We start from the raw sequence: 14,440 nt of genomic DNA on the forward strand, positions 1-14,440 counted from the left end.
ATTCACTCCACCACCGCCTTCATCCGCTCCAGCGTGGTGCGCATCCCGCGCCGGTTCGTACGCCGCCGCAGCGGTCCCAGGACGAGCCAGTAGAGCCGCGTGGGCAGGTTGGGGTCGAGGCGGAAGTACTCCGTGACGAGGGTGCCGCCGTCCTGGGGCTCGAGCCGGTAGCCCCAGTTGTTGACGGTGATCGCGTCGGTGCCGACGGAGAACTCGAAGACCCGCTCCGGCTCGCAGGCGGTGACCCGGCAGCCGGACCAGTAGGTCGGACCGACGCCGTTGCGCTTCACGTGGCCCTTGAAGTACGCCCCCACCTCGGGGCCGGTGGAGCCGCGGGTCCACCGCGCCTCGAACGTCTCCGGACTGAACTCGCCGATCCGGGTCACGTCACTGACGAGGTCCCAGACCTCGGCGGGCGGGGCGTCCATCCACACCGAGACCTCGTCCCCCAGGGACGGCAGCTTGACCATCGAGCTTCCTCTCATGACGCGTAGCCCATCAGCTTGGCCGTCAGGTCGCGCAGCACCTCGTCGGCGCCGCCCCCGATCGGCAGGATCCGGGCGTCGCGGTAGTGCCGCTCCACCTCGGTGCCGTGCATGTAGCCGGTGCCGCCGAAGAGCTGCACGGCCCGGTCGCAGACGAAGGCCGCGCAGTCCACGGCGGTCTGCTTGGCCAGGCAGGCCTCGGCGACCACGAAGTCGCCGGCCACGTGCCGGGCGGCGACGTCGCGCGTGTAGGTCCGGGCCACCTCGACGTGGCGGCGCATCTCGACGAGCGTGTGCTGCACCGACTGGTTCGCGAGCAGGGGCCGGCCGAACGTCGTGCGCTCGCGGCAGTACGCCGCCGCGAGGTCGAGCGAGCGCGCCGCGATGCCGTAGCCGTGCACGGCGAGGGCGATCCGCTCCACGACGAACTGGTCGGCGACCTGCGCGAAGCCCGAGCCCTCCGCCCCGACGAGGTTGGCCACCGGCACCCGGCAGCCGACGAAGGACAGCTCGGCGGTGTCGGAGCAGTGCCAGCCCATCTTGCGCAGCGACCGGTCGACGCTGAAGCCGGGCGTGCCCTTCTCCACCACCAGCAGGGAGATGCCGCCGTGGCCGGGTGCGCCCGTGCGGACGGCCGTCGTCACGAAGTCGGCCCGGACGCCGGAGGTGATGAACGTCTTGGCGCCGGTGACGACGTAGTGGTCGCCGTCGCGCACGGCCGTCGTCCGGAGACGCGCGACGTCCGAGCCGCCGCCGGGCTCGGTGATCGCGAGCGAGCCGATCGCCTCGCCGGCCAGCGTGGGGCGCACGAAGCGGTCGACGAGGTCGGCGTCGCCGCTGGCGGCGAGGTGCGGCAGGGCGATGCCGGCGGTGAAGAGGGCGGCCATCAGGCCGCTGGAGGCGCCGACGTCGAACATCGCCTCCTGCATCGCGACGGAGTCGAGGAGGTCGCCGCCGCTGCCGCCGACCCCCTCGGCGAAGCCCACCCCGATCAGTCCGAGGTCGCCCGCGGTGCGGTGCAGCGAGCGCGGGACCTCGCCGGCGTCCTCCCAGTCCTGCAGGTGCGGCACGACCTCGCGGCGGACGAAGCCGGCCGCGGTGGCGCGCAGCGCGTCTCGCTCGGTGGTCACAGCAGCGAGTCCTCGATCGAGACGACCCGCGAGCGCAGCCACTCGCCGAGGCCCTTGGCCTGGGGGTCGAAGCGCGTGGAGGCGGCGACGCCCTCGCCGAGCAGGCCGTGGACCACGACGTTGACCGCGCCGAGGTGGGGCAGCAGCCACACGTCGACGTCGAGGTCGGCCGCCTCGGGCAGCAGCATCGGGATCCCGCGCGGCGACATCATCTTGAAGAGCCACTGCACGCGGGCGTCGTACGTCGCGGGGTCGACGCCGTCGTGCGCGACCCACAGCCCGATGTTGGCGTCGCCGCCCTTGTCGCCGGAGCGGGCGTGGACGAAGGTGCCCAGCGGCAGGCGGCGGGTGAGCACGTCGGGGCGGGCCGGGTACGGCGACGGGCGGGCTCCGGGTGCCTCCGCCGGCGCGACCACGTGGTCCGGGTCGGCGACGACCTCGCGTCGGCCGTCGGCGTGGACGACCGTGTGGGTGACGTGGGCGCGGTCGACGAAGGCGGCGCGGTAGACGCCGTAGGGGGTCGCAGGTGCGGGCGGTCCGGTCATGGTGAACCCGGGGTAGGACCCGAGCGCGAGCTCGACGACCGCTGAGGTGAACGCGCGGCCGACGGGGTCGGGCGTGACGTCCTTGACCGTGCAGCGCAGTAGCGCGGAGGCGGCCTCCTCGGTGTCGGCGTCGGGCGGCGGTGGGGTGACGTCCGACCACACCACCTCGGCCGCGGTGATCCGCGGCCCCAGCTGCTCGCGCACCCACTGCGCCTTCGCCTCGACGTCGAGCCCGGTGAGCACCAGCTCGACGCTGTTGCGCCACCCGCCGAGCTCGTTGACGCAGACCTTGAGCTGCTCGGGGGGCGCCTCGCCGACCGCGCCGGAGATCCGCACCCGGTCCTCGCCCGCCTGCTCGAGGCGCACGGCGTCGAGCTGCACGGTCACGTCGGGGCCGAGGTAGCGCGTCGACTGGATCTCGTAGACGAGCTGGGCGGTGACGGTGCCGAGGGTGACCGCGCCGCCGGTGCCCGGGTGCTTGGTGATGGTGCTCGAGCCGTCGGCGGCGACCTCGGCGACCGGGAACCCCAGGGGGCGGTCGCGGCGGGGCAGGTCGAGGAAGCCGCTGAAGTTGCCGCCCGTCGCCTGCGTGCCGCACTCGATGACGTGGCCGGCCACGACGGCACCGGCCAGCTCGTCGTACGACGTCGCGCTCCAGCCGTGGTGGGCGACGGCCGGGCCGACGACGAGCGAGGCGTCGCTGACACGTCCGGTGACGACGACGTCGGCGCCCGCCGACAGCGCGGCGGCGATCCCGAAGCCGCCGAGGTAGGCGTTGGCGGTGAGCGCGTGGTCGAGGCCCAGGCCGCCGGCCAGGTGACGGACGTCGTCGCCCTCGACGTGGGCGACCTGCGGGTCGAGCCCGAGGCCGGCCGCGGCCTCGCGGACCTTGTCGGCGAGACCGGCCGGGTTGAGGCCACCGGCGTTGGCGACGATCCGCACGCCTCGCTCGAGCGCGAGCCCCAGGCAGTCCTCGAGCTGGCGGACGAAGGTGCGGGCATAGCCGAGCGCGGGGTCCTTGAGCTGGTCCTTGCCGAGGATCAGCATGGTGAGCTCGGCGAGGTAGTCGCCGGTGAGGACGTCGAGCTCGCCTCCCTCGAGCATCTCGCGCATCGCGCTGAGCCGGTCGCCGTAGAAGCCGGAGCAGTTGCCGATCCGGATCGGTGCGGTCATCGCGGCGGCCTGCCCGTGCCCGGCCGGCCCGCGAAGGCCTGCGCGATGTCGAGCCAGCGGTCGACGTCGGGTCCCGTGGCGACGAGGTCGGTGTCGGCGCGGTGCACGCGCTGGGTGACCAGCCGGCAGAAGTCGCCGGCGCTGCCGGTCAGGGTCTGGGCGGCGTCCTCCGGGCCCCACGACCAGACGTCCTCGGAGGGCGCGACCAGGTCGATGCGGAACTCCTCCGCGGGCGCGTCCGTGCCGTGCACCGCGAAGGCGAAGTCGCGCGTGCGGACGCCGAGGTGCGCGACGTGGCGGATCCGGTCGGTGTCGCGGACGGGCGCGCCGAGGGCCTCGTGGACGTCGAGGCTGTGCGCCCAGGTCTCCATCAGCCGCGCGGTCGCCATCGAGGTCGCCGACATGGGCGGGCCGAACCACGGCATCCGCTCGCCCGCGGGGTACGCCGTCAGCGCGGCGCGCAGGTCGGCCCGGGAGCGGCGCCAGCGGGCGAGCAGGTCGGGCTCGGACGCGGCGATGGCCAGCGCCTCCCGGTCGACGAAGCCCTCGGGGTCGGCCATGGCGGCGAGGACCGCTCCGTCCCACGCCTCCTTGTCGGTGGCCGCCTTCAGCGCGACCTCGTCGGTCCAGGCGAGGTGCGCCACCTGCGCGGCGACGTCCCAGCCCGGCGCCGGGGTCGGGGTGCGCCAGCCGTCGTCGTCCAGCCCGGCGACGAGCTGCTCGAGCCGGTCGCCCTCCTCGGCGAGGTCGGCGAGCACCTGGGCGAGGACCTTCGGGGGCGTCACGGCGCCAGCTCCTTGTCGAGCACGTCGGCCCACTCGCGCAGGATCCGGCGGCGCCGCGCCGAGTCGTCGGAGATGGTGGAGGCCAGGCCGAGGCCGCGGACCAGGTCGAGGGTCGCCTGGACGAGCTCGCGCACGCCGGGCCGGGACTCGTCAGCGCCGAGCGCGGCGACGGTCATCCGGTGCGCCTCCCGGCCGACGCGCTGCTCGAGCGGCCGCAGCGCGGCGAGCAGGGCCTCGTCGGTGCGGGCGGCGACCCAGAGCTCGAGCGCCGCGGCGAAGACCGGGGACGAGAAGTGGTCGCCGAGCACCTCGACCACGGCGCGCGTGCGCCGCCCGCCGGCCGGGAGCTGGGCCACCGCCTCCGCGAGCTCGGCCCCGCGGCGCTCGGTGAGGTGCTCGACGGCGGCGACGACGAGGTCGTTCTTGGTCGGGAAGTGGTGCAGCTGCGCTCCCCGGCTGACGCCGGCCCGCTCGGAGACGAGGGTGGTCGTGGTCCCGGCGAAGCCGCGCTCCACCAGCAGCTCGACGGTCGCCTCGAGCAGCCGGGCCCGCATGGCCCGGGTGCGATCAGCCTGCGGCACCCGCGACGGAGCCTGGGGAATGGCATGCACGGAGGACACGGCGCCAGCCTGCCGTCGTACAAACAAACAGTCAAGCCTGACTTTTTCTGCTGGCGGTCACACGGCGGCGACGGTGAGCACGATCCGCGCCCGCTCCTCGCCGACCAGCCAGCGACGGCGTGCCCGGGCCAGGCGTACGCCCGACCAGGCGAGGAACGGCACGGCGAGCACGAGGGGGAGCCACACCCACGGGCTGGCCGCGGCGGTGGTGAAGACGATGCCGGTCAGCGTCGTCACCAGCGACAGCTTGCCGGCGTAGCCGGCCATCGCGGCGTGCGGCGCGGGCGTCGCGCGGGGCGAGGCCAGGTCGACGGAGTAGGGCGAGCGGACCGACCAGGTCATCACGATCGCCAGCACCTGGAGCAGCACGACCAGCCAGCACGCGGCGACGGAGACGCCGACGACGAGCGGCGGCAGCCCGTTGCGCAGGAGGGCCAGCACGATCGTCACGCCCGACACCATGGCCATGCACTCGGCGACCACGAGGGTGCGGACGTCGAACACGTCGGCGGCGCCGACCGGGAGGGTCTCGCGCCACACCATGCCCTTGCCATCGAGGCACCAGGCGTTGACGCCGAAGAGCAGCGCCGCGCCGCTCGCGGTGAGGCCGGGGAGCAGCATCACCGAGCTCCACTCGAGCCCGGCGACGAGGGCAACCAGCCCCGGTCCGAGACCGAGCACCAGCAGGCCCCGGCGCATGCCGACCGAGCGCCACACCGAGTCACGGTCGAGCCGGTGCAGCAGCGCGCGGTCGGGCGAGCCCCAGCGGGGCTCGGGCGCGGGGCGTGCCTCGTGGACGCCGGACTGCACCCGCAGCTCCTCGCGCGGCGGGAGGCCGAGCGCCCAGGCCGCCGGGCGGGCGCCGAGCACGACGGCGGCGACCGCGAGGACCAGGAGGGCCAGGACGGCGACGGGCCAGTCGGGGGTCTGGCCGGTCTCGGCGACCCACGTCGTCGGCAGCGACCGGACGAGCGGGCCGAGCGCACCGGCCAGGTGCAGGCCCGCGAGGAGGAGGACGACGCCGCCGGCGACCACCCGGACCACGACCACCCCGTGGGCCGTACGACGCACGCCCTCGGCGGCCCAGCCGACCGCCTGGCCGAGCGCAGTGGCGGCGAGGACCCAGGCCAGCACCACGAGCTGGGCGCCGAGGAGGCGTCCGGGGGCGCTGACGAGCGCGGTGACCGCGAGCAGCGCCCACGTCTGGACGAGCCAGGCGAGGTTGAGCGGCGCGAGGAGGAGGGCCCCGAGGTGCTCGGTGACCGGGCTGACGGGGTGGATCGCCGCCTCGCCGCGCGACAGGAGCTCGCGGCCACCGCCGCTGCCCATCGAGGCGCTGATCGCCAGCAGGAGGACGCCGACGTAGGTGGCGCCGAGGTTGCCCTCCAGCGTGGCGAGCGCCCGGGTGAGACGCGTCGACTCCACCGAGGCGGGGTCGAAGCCCGCCGGCCCGACGCCGAAGGCGGCAGTGAGGGCGAGGACCACGACCAGGCCGGCGACGGCGGCACCCGGACGTCGTACGCCCGCGGTGCGGAAGGCCAGCAGGTGACGGGTGTCGCGGGCGGCCTCGAACCAGGTGTCAGTCGAGGAGCGCACGGTAGGCCTCGCCGGTGAGGTCCGCTGCGTCCATGGCGGCGACCCGGTTGCCGCCGCGCAGGACGACCGCGTCACCGCAGGCCTCGAGGGCCAGGTCACGCAGGTGGGTGGAGAGCAGCACGCAGGCGCCGCGGGCGCGGGCGTCGGCGACGACCTCCAGGGTGGCCTCGACGCCGAGGGGGTCGACGCCGTCGAACGGCTCGTCGAGGAGCAGCACGGCCGGCTCGTGCAGGGCGGCGAGGACGACGCTGAGGCGGCGGCTCATACCGTGGCTGAACCCGCCGACGACCCTGTGCGCGACGTCGCCGAGCTCGAAGCGCTCGAGCAGGTCGCGCCCGCGCTCCTCCCACTCGTCCATCCGGCGCAGGCGGGCGCTGAGCTGGAGGTGCTCCCACGGGGTCGCGCGCGGGACCAGGCCGCCGACGTCGGGGCAGTAGCCCACCGACCGCTTGACGGCGAGCGCCTCGGTGGCGGCGTCGTGGCCGGCGACGGTGACCACGCCGGCGGTGGGCGGGACCACGCCGGCGAGCACCTTCATGGTGGTCGACTTGCCGGCTCCGTTGCGGCCGAGGAGCGCCGTGGCCTGGCCGCTGTCGGCGCTCAGGTCGACGCCGGAGACGGCCTCGACGTCACCGAAGCGCACGTGCAGGTCGCGCACCACGACGGCCGGCTGGGAGAGGGGCTGGTCCACCGCTCGATTCTGCCGCCTGGCCACCACGCCCTGCAGCCGAATGGGCACTTCGTGCCCGTCTTGACCCCCGACCGGGCACTTCCTGCCCGTCCTGACCCCCGACCGGGCACTTTGTGCCCGTCCTCAGCGCCGACCGGGCACTTCCTGCCCGTGGTGCGGCACGAAGTGCCCGGTCGGTGCGCGTGACGGGCACGAAGTGCCCGGTCACGTGTAGTTCGGGAGGTCAGGCGGGGAAGGACCGGCCGCTCGCCGCCAGCTCGCGGAGGTGGGCCGTGGGGCGGAAGCGCTCGCCGTAGGCCTCGGCGAGCTCGTCGGCGCGGGCCAGGAAGGCGTCCAAGCCGATCGGGCCGACGCCGTGGCCGGTCTCGTCGAGCGCCTGCCAGCCGGTCATGAACTGGGCCGCGCCGCCGGTGAGCGCCGGGAAGCCGATGCCCATGATCGAGCCGATGTTGGCCGCGGCGGCGGAGGTGATGACGCCCTCCTCGAAGCACTTCGCGGTCTCGAGCGCCTCGATGAACAGCATCCGGTCGCGCACGTCGCGGATCGGCGGCTGCTGCTCGGCGACGGGGAACGTCTCGGCGAGCCCGGGCCACAGCGTCGTACGCCGGCCGTCCTCGTCGTAGTCGTAGAACCCGGCGCCCTTGAGGCGTGAGGGACGGCCGAGGCCGATCATCGTGGCGATGACCTCGCCGGCGGGGTGGTCGCCGAGCTCGATGCCCTCGCGCTCGGCGGCGTCCTCGGTGGCCTTGCGGATCTTGGCCATCAGCTCCATGTTGAGCTCGTCGCTGATCTGCAGCGGCCCGACCGGGAAGCCGGCCGACGTCGCGGCCCGCTCCAGGGAGACCGGGTGCACGCCCTCGGCGAGCATCGTCAGGCCCTCGTTGATCTGGGTGCCGATGACGCGGGAGGTGTAGAAGCCGCGCGCGTCGTTGACCACGATCGGCGTCTTGCGGATCTGCTGCACGACGTCGTAGGCCCTGGCGAGCGCCGCGTCCGAGGTCTCCGCGCCGCGGATGATCTCGACCAGCGGCATCTTGTCGACGGGGCTGAAGAAGTGCAGCCCGATGAAGTCGGCCGGGCGGTCGACGCCGGTGGCCAGCTCGGTGATCGGCAGGGTGGAGGTGTTGGAGCACAGCAGCGCGTCGGCGTCGACGTACGGCGCCACCTCGGCGAAGACCTTGGCCTTGAGCGAGGGGTCCTCGAAGACGGCCTCGATCACCAGGTCGCAGCCGGCGAGGTCCTCGGGCGAGGCGGTGGCGGTGATCCGGCCGAGCAGCTCGTCGGCCTTCTCGGCCCTGATCTTCCCGCGCTCGACACCCTTGGCGTTGAGCTTGGCGGTGTAGGCCCTGCCCTTCTCGGCGGCCTCGACCGAGACGTCCTTGAGGACGACCTCCATGCCGGCGCGGGCGCAGGAGTAGGCGATCCCGGCGCCCATCATCCCGGCGCCGAGCACGCCCACCTTGGTGGCCTGCCAGCGCTCGATGCCCTGCGGGCGCAGCGAGCCCGAGTTGATGGCCTGGAGGTCGAAGAAGAAGGCCTGGATCATGTTCTTGGCCTGCTGGCTCACCACGAGGTTGGTGAAGTAGCGGCTCTCGATGCGCGAGGCGGTGTCGAAGTCCACCTGCGCGCCCTCGACCGCGGCGCTCATGATGGCGCGCGGGGCGGGGTAGACGGCGCCCTTGGTCTGCTTGCGCAGAAGCGCCGGGAAGGCCGGCAGGAACTGCGCGAGCGCCGGGGTCCTGGGAGTGCCGCCGGGCATCTTGTAGCCCGCGCGGTCCCACGGGTTGCGCGCCGCGTCCTCGTCGTCGCGGTGCTCGAGGACCCACGCCCGCGCGGCCGGCAACAGCTCCTCGCGGGTCGGCACGAGCTCGTCGACGAGGCCCTTGGCGAGCGCGCCCTGCGGGTCGAACTGCGTGCCGGGCATGAGGACGTCCATCAGGGCCGACTGGAGCCCCAGCATGCGTACGACGCGGGTGACCCCGCCGCCGCCGGGCAGCAGGCCGAGCGTCGACTCCGGCAGGCCGATCTTCACCGAGCGGTCGTCGACGGCGATGCGGTGGTTCGCGGCCAGTGCGATCTCCAGGCCGCCGCCGAGCGCGGCGCCGTTGATCGCTGCGACCACCGGGCGGGGGAAGGTCTCGAGCCGTCGCAGGCTGGCCTTGACGGCCTCGCCCATCGCGAAGATCTCCTCGGCGTCGTCCGGGGTGGCGCTCATCATGTTCTTGAGGTTGCCGCCGGCGAAGAAGGTCTTCTTGGCGCTCGCGAGCACCACGCCGGTGACGTCGTCCTGCTCCTCGTGCAGGCGGGCGACCGCCGCCTCCATGGACGACTGGTAGAGCTCGTTCATGGTGTTGGCGCTGGCCGTGGGGTCGTCGAGGGTCAGGGTGACGATGCCGTCGGCGTCGCGGTCGTAGCGGACGGCGGTCTGGGTGTCGGTGGAAGTCATGGGTGTTCCTGTTCTGCCGGGGTAGTCCAGTGGCGAGTGGTCGTCCGAGCGGCCCTGGGACAGCCAGTTCTCACTGGACTACCCGGGGGGCCGGCGTGTCAGACGAGCTCGACGATGGTCGCGATGCCCATCCCGCCGCCTACGCAGAGCGTGGCGAGGCCGCGCCTGAGGTCGCGGCGGGCGAGCTCGTCGACGAGGGTGCCGAGGATCATCGCGCCGGTGGCGCCGAGCGGGTGGCCCATGGCGATGGCGCCGCCGTTGACGTTGGTGACGTCGTGGCTGATGCCCATGTCGCGCATGAACCGCATCGCGACCGCGGCGAAGGCCTCGTTGATCTCCCACAGGTCGATGTCCTCGACCTCGAGGCCGGCGCGGGCGAGCGCCTTGCGGGCGGCGGGCGCCGGGCCGGTGAGCATGATCGTCGGGTCGGCGCCCGAGACGGCGGTCGAGACGATGCGCGCCCGCGGGGTCAGCCCGAGCGACGTACCGACCTCCTCGGTGCCGATCGCCATCACGGCGGCGCCGTCGACGATGCCCGAGGAGTTGCCGGCGTGGTGGACGTGGTCGATCGCGGGGACCCAGTGGTACTTCTCCAGCGCGACGTCGTCGAAGCCGGCGTCGCGGCCGATCTGCGCGAACGACGGCTTCAGGCCGGCGAGGCCCTCGACCGAGGTGTCGGGGCGCACGGTCTCGTCGCGGTCCAGCACGGTGACGCCGCTGAGGTCCTTGACCGGGACGACGGCGTCGTCGAAGTAGCCGTTGGCCCAGGCCTTCGCGGCGCGGTGGTGGGACTCGGCGGCGTAGGCGTCGACGTCCGCCCGGCTCCAGCCCTCGATCGTGGCGATGAGGTCGGCGCCGATGCCCTGCGGCACGAAGCCGGTCTGGAGCGCGGTGGCCGGGTCCATCGCCCAGGCGCCGCCGTCGCTGCCCATCGGCACGCGGCTCATGGACTCCACGCCGCCGGCGATGATGAGGTCCTCGAAGCCCGAGCGCACCCGGCCCGCGGCCTGGTTGACGGCCTCGAGGCCGGAGGCGCAGAAGCGGTTGAGCTGCACGCCCGCGACGGTCTCGGGGTAGCCGGCCTTGAGGGCGGCGGTCTTGGCGATGTCGCCGCCCTGGTCGCCGATGGGGGTCACGACGCCCAGCACGACGTCGTCGACGCGCGCGGTGTCCAGGGTGGGGTTGCGGGTCTTGAGCTCGTCGAGGAGTCCGACGACCAGGTCCACCGGCTTCACCTCGTGCAGCGAACCGACGGCCTTGCCGCGGCCGCGAGGTGTGCGGATGTGGTCGTAGACGAATGCTTCTGCCATACCGGCGATTGTGACAGCATTACTGTCACAGTCAAAGGGGTGTGGCGCGGGTCACCGGAAGTGGGTCGTTGGGCCCGCAGAGGGGAGGATGGCGAGGTGGAGACCGACGTGGGCACCGACAGGACGACCGGCGGGGAGACCGACGAGCTGCTCACCCTCGACGAGCTCACCGAGCGCACCGGCGTCAGCGCCCGCAACGTCCGGTTCTACGCCTCCCGCGGCCTGGTGCCGCCGCCCGTGCGCCGCGGCCGCTCCGGCTACTACGGGCCCGACCACGTCGCGCGCCTCGAGCTCGTGCGCGAGCTGCAGGGCCACGGCTTCACCCTCGCCGCGATCGAGAAGTACGTCGAGCAGATCCCGGCGACGGCCACGCCCTCCGACATCGCTCGTCACCTCTCGCTCCTCGCCCCGGTCACCGGCGACCGCGACGTCGACGTGCCGGGCGGCCTCTCCGGGATGGGCATCTCGCCCGAGGCGGCCGCGGCCGTCGCCGAGGTGTACGCCGAGCACGGACGGCAGGTCGCCCACGAGCTCTCGGAGATCGTCCGCACCATGGTGTGGCCGCAGTTCCGCGAGCACGGCTACACCGCCGAGCAGCTGCGCGAGTTCATCCACCGGCTCAAGCCGTTGACGATCGCCGGGCTGGTGACCGCCTACGAGCAGGCGATCGACGAGAGCCAGGCCTCCTACGACGGCAAGCGGTCGGCGCCCCGATGACCGGCGCCGTCGTCTACCTCGTCCTCGGCCTGTCGCTGCTGCTGGCCACGCTCCTGCCGCACATCACCCGCCGGGTCGCGCTCTCGCCGCCCATGGTGCTCGTCGGGGTCGGCCTCGCGATCGGCCTGCTGCCCATGGCCGACGACGTGAACCTGCGCCCGGAGGACAACCACGCGCTCATCACCCACGTCACGGAGTTCACCGTGCTGGTCTCCCTGATGGGCGTCGGCCTGGCGATCGACCGGATCCTCGACGTGCGGTCGTGGCGCTCGTGGCGCACCTGGTCGCCGGTGTGGCGGCTGCTGCTGGTGGCCATGCCCCTCACCATCCTCGGCACGATGCTGCTCGGCTGGTGGGTGGCCGGTCTCGCGCCCGCCGTCGCCCTCCTGCTCGGCGCCGTCCTCGCGCCGACCGACCCGGTGCTGGCCTCCGACGTCCAGGTCGGCGAGCCCCTCACCGAGGACGTCGCCGAGGCCGAGGCGGAGACCGAGGACGAGGAGGAGGTCGAGGAGGACGACGACATCCGGTTCTCCCTCACCGCGGAGGCCGGGCTCAACGACGGCCTCGCCTTCCCCTTCGTGCACCTCGCGCTCCTGCTGCTCGCCGGTGGCTTCGGGCTGGCCGACGTCGGCACCTGGCTGGGCTGGTACGTCGTCGGCAAGATCGCCGTCGGCCTCGTCGTCGGCGTGGGCGCCGGCTGGCTGTTCGGACGCCAGGCGTTCCACGCCCGCAACGAGAAGCTGCGCCTGGCCGACGCCGGGGAGCCGCTCCTCGCCCTCGCGGCGCTGCTGACGTCGTACGGCGCGGCGGAGCTGGTCGGCGGCTACGGCTTCCTCGCCGTCTTCGCCTGCGCGGTGCGGCTGCGCTCGTCCTCGCGCGGCCACTCCTACCAGCGCGCCATGCACGGTGTGGTCGAGCGCCTCGAGCGCCTGATGACGCTGCTGGTGCTGCTCGTCCTCGGCATGGCGATGACCCAGGGCCTGCTCGAGCACCTGGACTGGCGTGGGGTCGTCGTGGCGCTCGCGCTCGTGCTGGTGGTGCGCCCCCTCGCCGGCTACCTCTCCCTCGCGGTGCTCGCGCGCGACGAGGACGAGGAGGGCGGGCTGGACCGCGGCGAGCTCGCCGCGGTGGCCTTCTTCGGCGTGCGCGGCATCGGCTCCCTGTTCTACCTGGGCTACGCCGCCAGCCACGAGCACCTGCCCGACGAGCCGTGGCTCTGGTCGACGGTCGCCTTCACGATCATCGTCTCGGTGCTGCTCCACGGGGTCACCGCGACCCCGGCGATGGCACGCCTCGACGCGCGCCGCGAGCGCGAGGCCGGCACCGGCTGAGGCCCGCGCGAGGGTCCGGCTGAGAGGGTGGTCCCATGACCACCGTTCTCGTCACCGGCGCCACCGGCTTCATCGGACGCCGCCTGGTCCCGGCCCTCGTCGAGGAGGGCCACGACGTCCGCGCGATGACCCGGCGTCCCGACTCCTACGACGGTCCCGGGACGGCGGTCGGGGCCGACGTGTCCGACCGCGCGTCGCTGGACCGGGCCCTCGAGGGCGCCGACGTCGCGATCTACCTCGTCCATTCCCTCGACGACCCCGACTTCGAGCGCAAGGACGCCCAGGCCGCCCGCAACTTCAGCGCGGCCGCGGCGGCCGCGGGCGTCGGCCAGATCATCTACATGGGCGGGCTCGGCGACGACGACGACGACCTGTCCGCGCACCTGCGCTCGCGACGCGAGGTGGAGGGCCTGCTCGGCGCGGACGGCGTACCGGTCACGGTGCTGCGCGCCGCCATCGTGGTGGGCCACGGCGGCATCTCGTGGGAGATCACCCGCCAGCTGGTCAAGAACCTGCCGGCGATGGTCGTGCCCAGGTGGGTCGGCACCCGCACGCAGCCCATCGCGCTCGACGACGTGGTCCGCTACATCGTCGGCGTGGTCGGCAACGAGCAGGCGATGGACCGGGTGTTCGAGATCGGCGGCACCGAGCAGCTCACCTACCTCGACATGATGAAGGTCGCCGCGCAGGCCATGAACGGCCGCACCATCCCGATCATCACCGTGCCCGTGCTGACGCCGCGCCTGTCGTCGCGCTGGCTGGCGCTGGTCACCGACGTCGACGCCACGACCGGGCGCAACCTCATCGACTCGATGACGCACGAGGTCGTCGTCACCGACACCTCGATCCGCGACGTCGTGCCCGGCGAGCCGCTGTCCTACCGCGAGTCCGTACGCCGGGCGCTGGCCGAGCGGCAGGCCTCAGAAGAGCAGCGGTAGCAGGAACAGCATCGACAGCGACCACGTGATGTGGGTCAGGATCGGCGCCAGGATGCCGCCGCTGGCCCGCCGCTCCAGGCCGCACACCGCTCCCAGCAGGATGGCCGCGAAGGCGAGCATGACGTTGCCGGTCGCGAGGGTCGCGACGACGTAGGCGAGGGTGGTCCACAGCACGGGGTGCCGCGGGATGGCGGCGTACATCGCGCCGCGGAAGAACAGCTCCTCGGCGATGCCGTTGAAGAACGTGATGATCGCCAGCACCGTCAGCGAGCCCTCGTCGGCGTACTCGAGCACGGAGCTGACGTAGCGCGCGAGCGGGTCGATCTCGCGCACCACCAGCGAGCCGAGGACGAAGATGCCGACCATGAGCAGCCCGAGCAGGATCGGCGCGAGGATCGGGCGGATGAAGACCTCGCCCTCGCCGGCGATCCGGCCGAGGTGGAGGCGGCCGGAGAGGAAGGCGCCCGCGGCCCACACCCCCGCCAGCACGATGGCGGCGACGTAGAAGGTGTTGCCGCCCGGCTCGAGGCGCAGCGAGTACCCCAGCACCGCCGCTCCGACCAGGACGACGACGGCCGCGACCAGCTGCCGGCGGCGGAACGCCTCGGCGCTGTCGCGCTGGTCGCGCGGGACCACGTCCCACAGGGACCGCTGGATGAAGGTGCGCATGCCA

At 73.5% G+C, this 14,440-nt stretch carries 13 protein-coding genes; 3 read left to right on the plus strand and 10 right to left on the minus strand.

What is annotated here, in order from left to right:
• Window positions 1-2: 2 nt before the first annotated feature.
• From HN031_RS06345 to HN031_RS06385, 9 genes are all read right to left on the minus strand, one after another.
• Window positions 3-470, minus strand: coding sequence for an SRPBCC family protein (locus HN031_RS06345; protein ID WP_172267798.1), 468 nt, complete (start codon window positions 468-470; stop codon window positions 3-5).
• A gap of 11 nt (window positions 471-481) precedes the next feature.
• Complete coding sequence (locus tag HN031_RS21410; protein WP_172267801.1) at window positions 482-1,615, minus strand: acyl-CoA dehydrogenase family protein; 1,134 nt, start codon at window positions 1,613-1,615, stop codon at window positions 482-484.
• Window positions 1,612-3,333: an acyclic terpene utilization AtuA family protein gene (locus tag HN031_RS21415; RefSeq protein ID WP_172267804.1), complete on the minus strand. Its 1,722-nt coding sequence runs from the start codon at window positions 3,331-3,333 to the stop codon at window positions 1,612-1,614. The genes HN031_RS21410 and HN031_RS21415 overlap by 4 nt, the downstream gene beginning before the upstream one ends.
• The gene (locus HN031_RS06360) at window positions 3,330-4,118 is read right to left on the minus strand and encodes a TIGR03084 family metal-binding protein (RefSeq protein WP_367650669.1); all 789 of its coding nucleotides are present in this window, start codon (window positions 4,116-4,118) and stop codon (window positions 3,330-3,332) included. The genes HN031_RS21415 and HN031_RS06360 overlap by 4 nt, the downstream gene beginning before the upstream one ends.
• Entirely contained in the window at window positions 4,115-4,699 is a 585-nt protein-coding gene (locus HN031_RS06365) for a TetR family transcriptional regulator (protein WP_322423524.1), read from the minus strand. The genes HN031_RS06360 and HN031_RS06365 overlap by 4 nt, the downstream gene beginning before the upstream one ends.
• Window positions 4,700-4,795: 96 nt before the next feature.
• Complete coding sequence (locus tag HN031_RS06370) at window positions 4,796-6,334, minus strand: hypothetical protein (RefSeq protein WP_172267807.1); 1,539 nt, start codon at window positions 6,332-6,334, stop codon at window positions 4,796-4,798.
• Window positions 6,318-7,025, minus strand: coding sequence for an ABC transporter ATP-binding protein (locus HN031_RS06375; RefSeq protein ID WP_172267810.1), 708 nt, complete (start codon window positions 7,023-7,025; stop codon window positions 6,318-6,320). The genes HN031_RS06370 and HN031_RS06375 overlap by 17 nt, the downstream gene beginning before the upstream one ends.
• Window positions 7,026-7,248: 223 nt before the next feature.
• Window positions 7,249-9,471 (minus strand): 3-hydroxyacyl-CoA dehydrogenase NAD-binding domain-containing protein, encoded by a 2,223-nt coding sequence (locus HN031_RS06380; RefSeq protein WP_172267813.1) that lies wholly within the window; start codon window positions 9,469-9,471, stop codon window positions 7,249-7,251.
• A gap of 98 nt (window positions 9,472-9,569) precedes the next feature.
• Window positions 9,570-10,781: an acetyl-CoA C-acetyltransferase gene (locus HN031_RS06385; RefSeq protein WP_172267816.1), complete on the minus strand. Its 1,212-nt coding sequence runs from the start codon at window positions 10,779-10,781 to the stop codon at window positions 9,570-9,572.
• 96 nt (window positions 10,782-10,877) lie between these two features.
• Here HN031_RS06385 and HN031_RS06390 point away from each other — a divergent pair, with 96 nt between their 5' ends.
• Genes HN031_RS06390 through HN031_RS06400 form a run of 3 tightly spaced genes read left to right on the plus strand, consistent with a single transcriptional unit; the run spans window position 10,878 to window position 13,767 of the window.
• Window positions 10,878-11,498: a helix-turn-helix domain-containing protein gene (locus HN031_RS06390; protein ID WP_322423528.1), complete on the plus strand. Its 621-nt coding sequence runs from the start codon at window positions 10,878-10,880 to the stop codon at window positions 11,496-11,498.
• A complete protein-coding gene (locus HN031_RS06395; RefSeq protein ID WP_172267819.1) occupies window positions 11,495-12,829 on the plus strand; it encodes a sodium:proton antiporter in 1,335 nt (444 codons plus the stop codon). The genes HN031_RS06390 and HN031_RS06395 overlap by 4 nt, the downstream gene beginning before the upstream one ends.
• A gap of 35 nt (window positions 12,830-12,864) precedes the next feature.
• Window positions 12,865-13,767 carry an NAD(P)H-binding protein gene (locus HN031_RS06400; protein WP_172267822.1) on the plus strand — a complete coding sequence of 301 codons (903 nt, stop codon included), beginning with the start codon at window positions 12,865-12,867 and terminating at the stop codon, window positions 13,765-13,767.
• On the opposite strand, the gene HN031_RS06405 is transcribed toward HN031_RS06400, so the two are convergent.
• Entirely contained in the window at window positions 13,750-14,436 is a 687-nt protein-coding gene (locus HN031_RS06405) for a CPBP family intramembrane glutamic endopeptidase (RefSeq protein WP_172267825.1), read from the minus strand. The genes HN031_RS06400 and HN031_RS06405 overlap by 18 nt on opposite strands.
• Between the last annotated feature and the right edge of the window lie 4 nt (window positions 14,437-14,440).

The sequence above is a fragment of the Nocardioides sp. zg-1308 genome (assembly GCF_013155375.1).
Taxonomy (GTDB): domain Bacteria; phylum Actinomycetota; class Actinomycetes; order Propionibacteriales; family Nocardioidaceae; genus Nocardioides; species Nocardioides renjunii.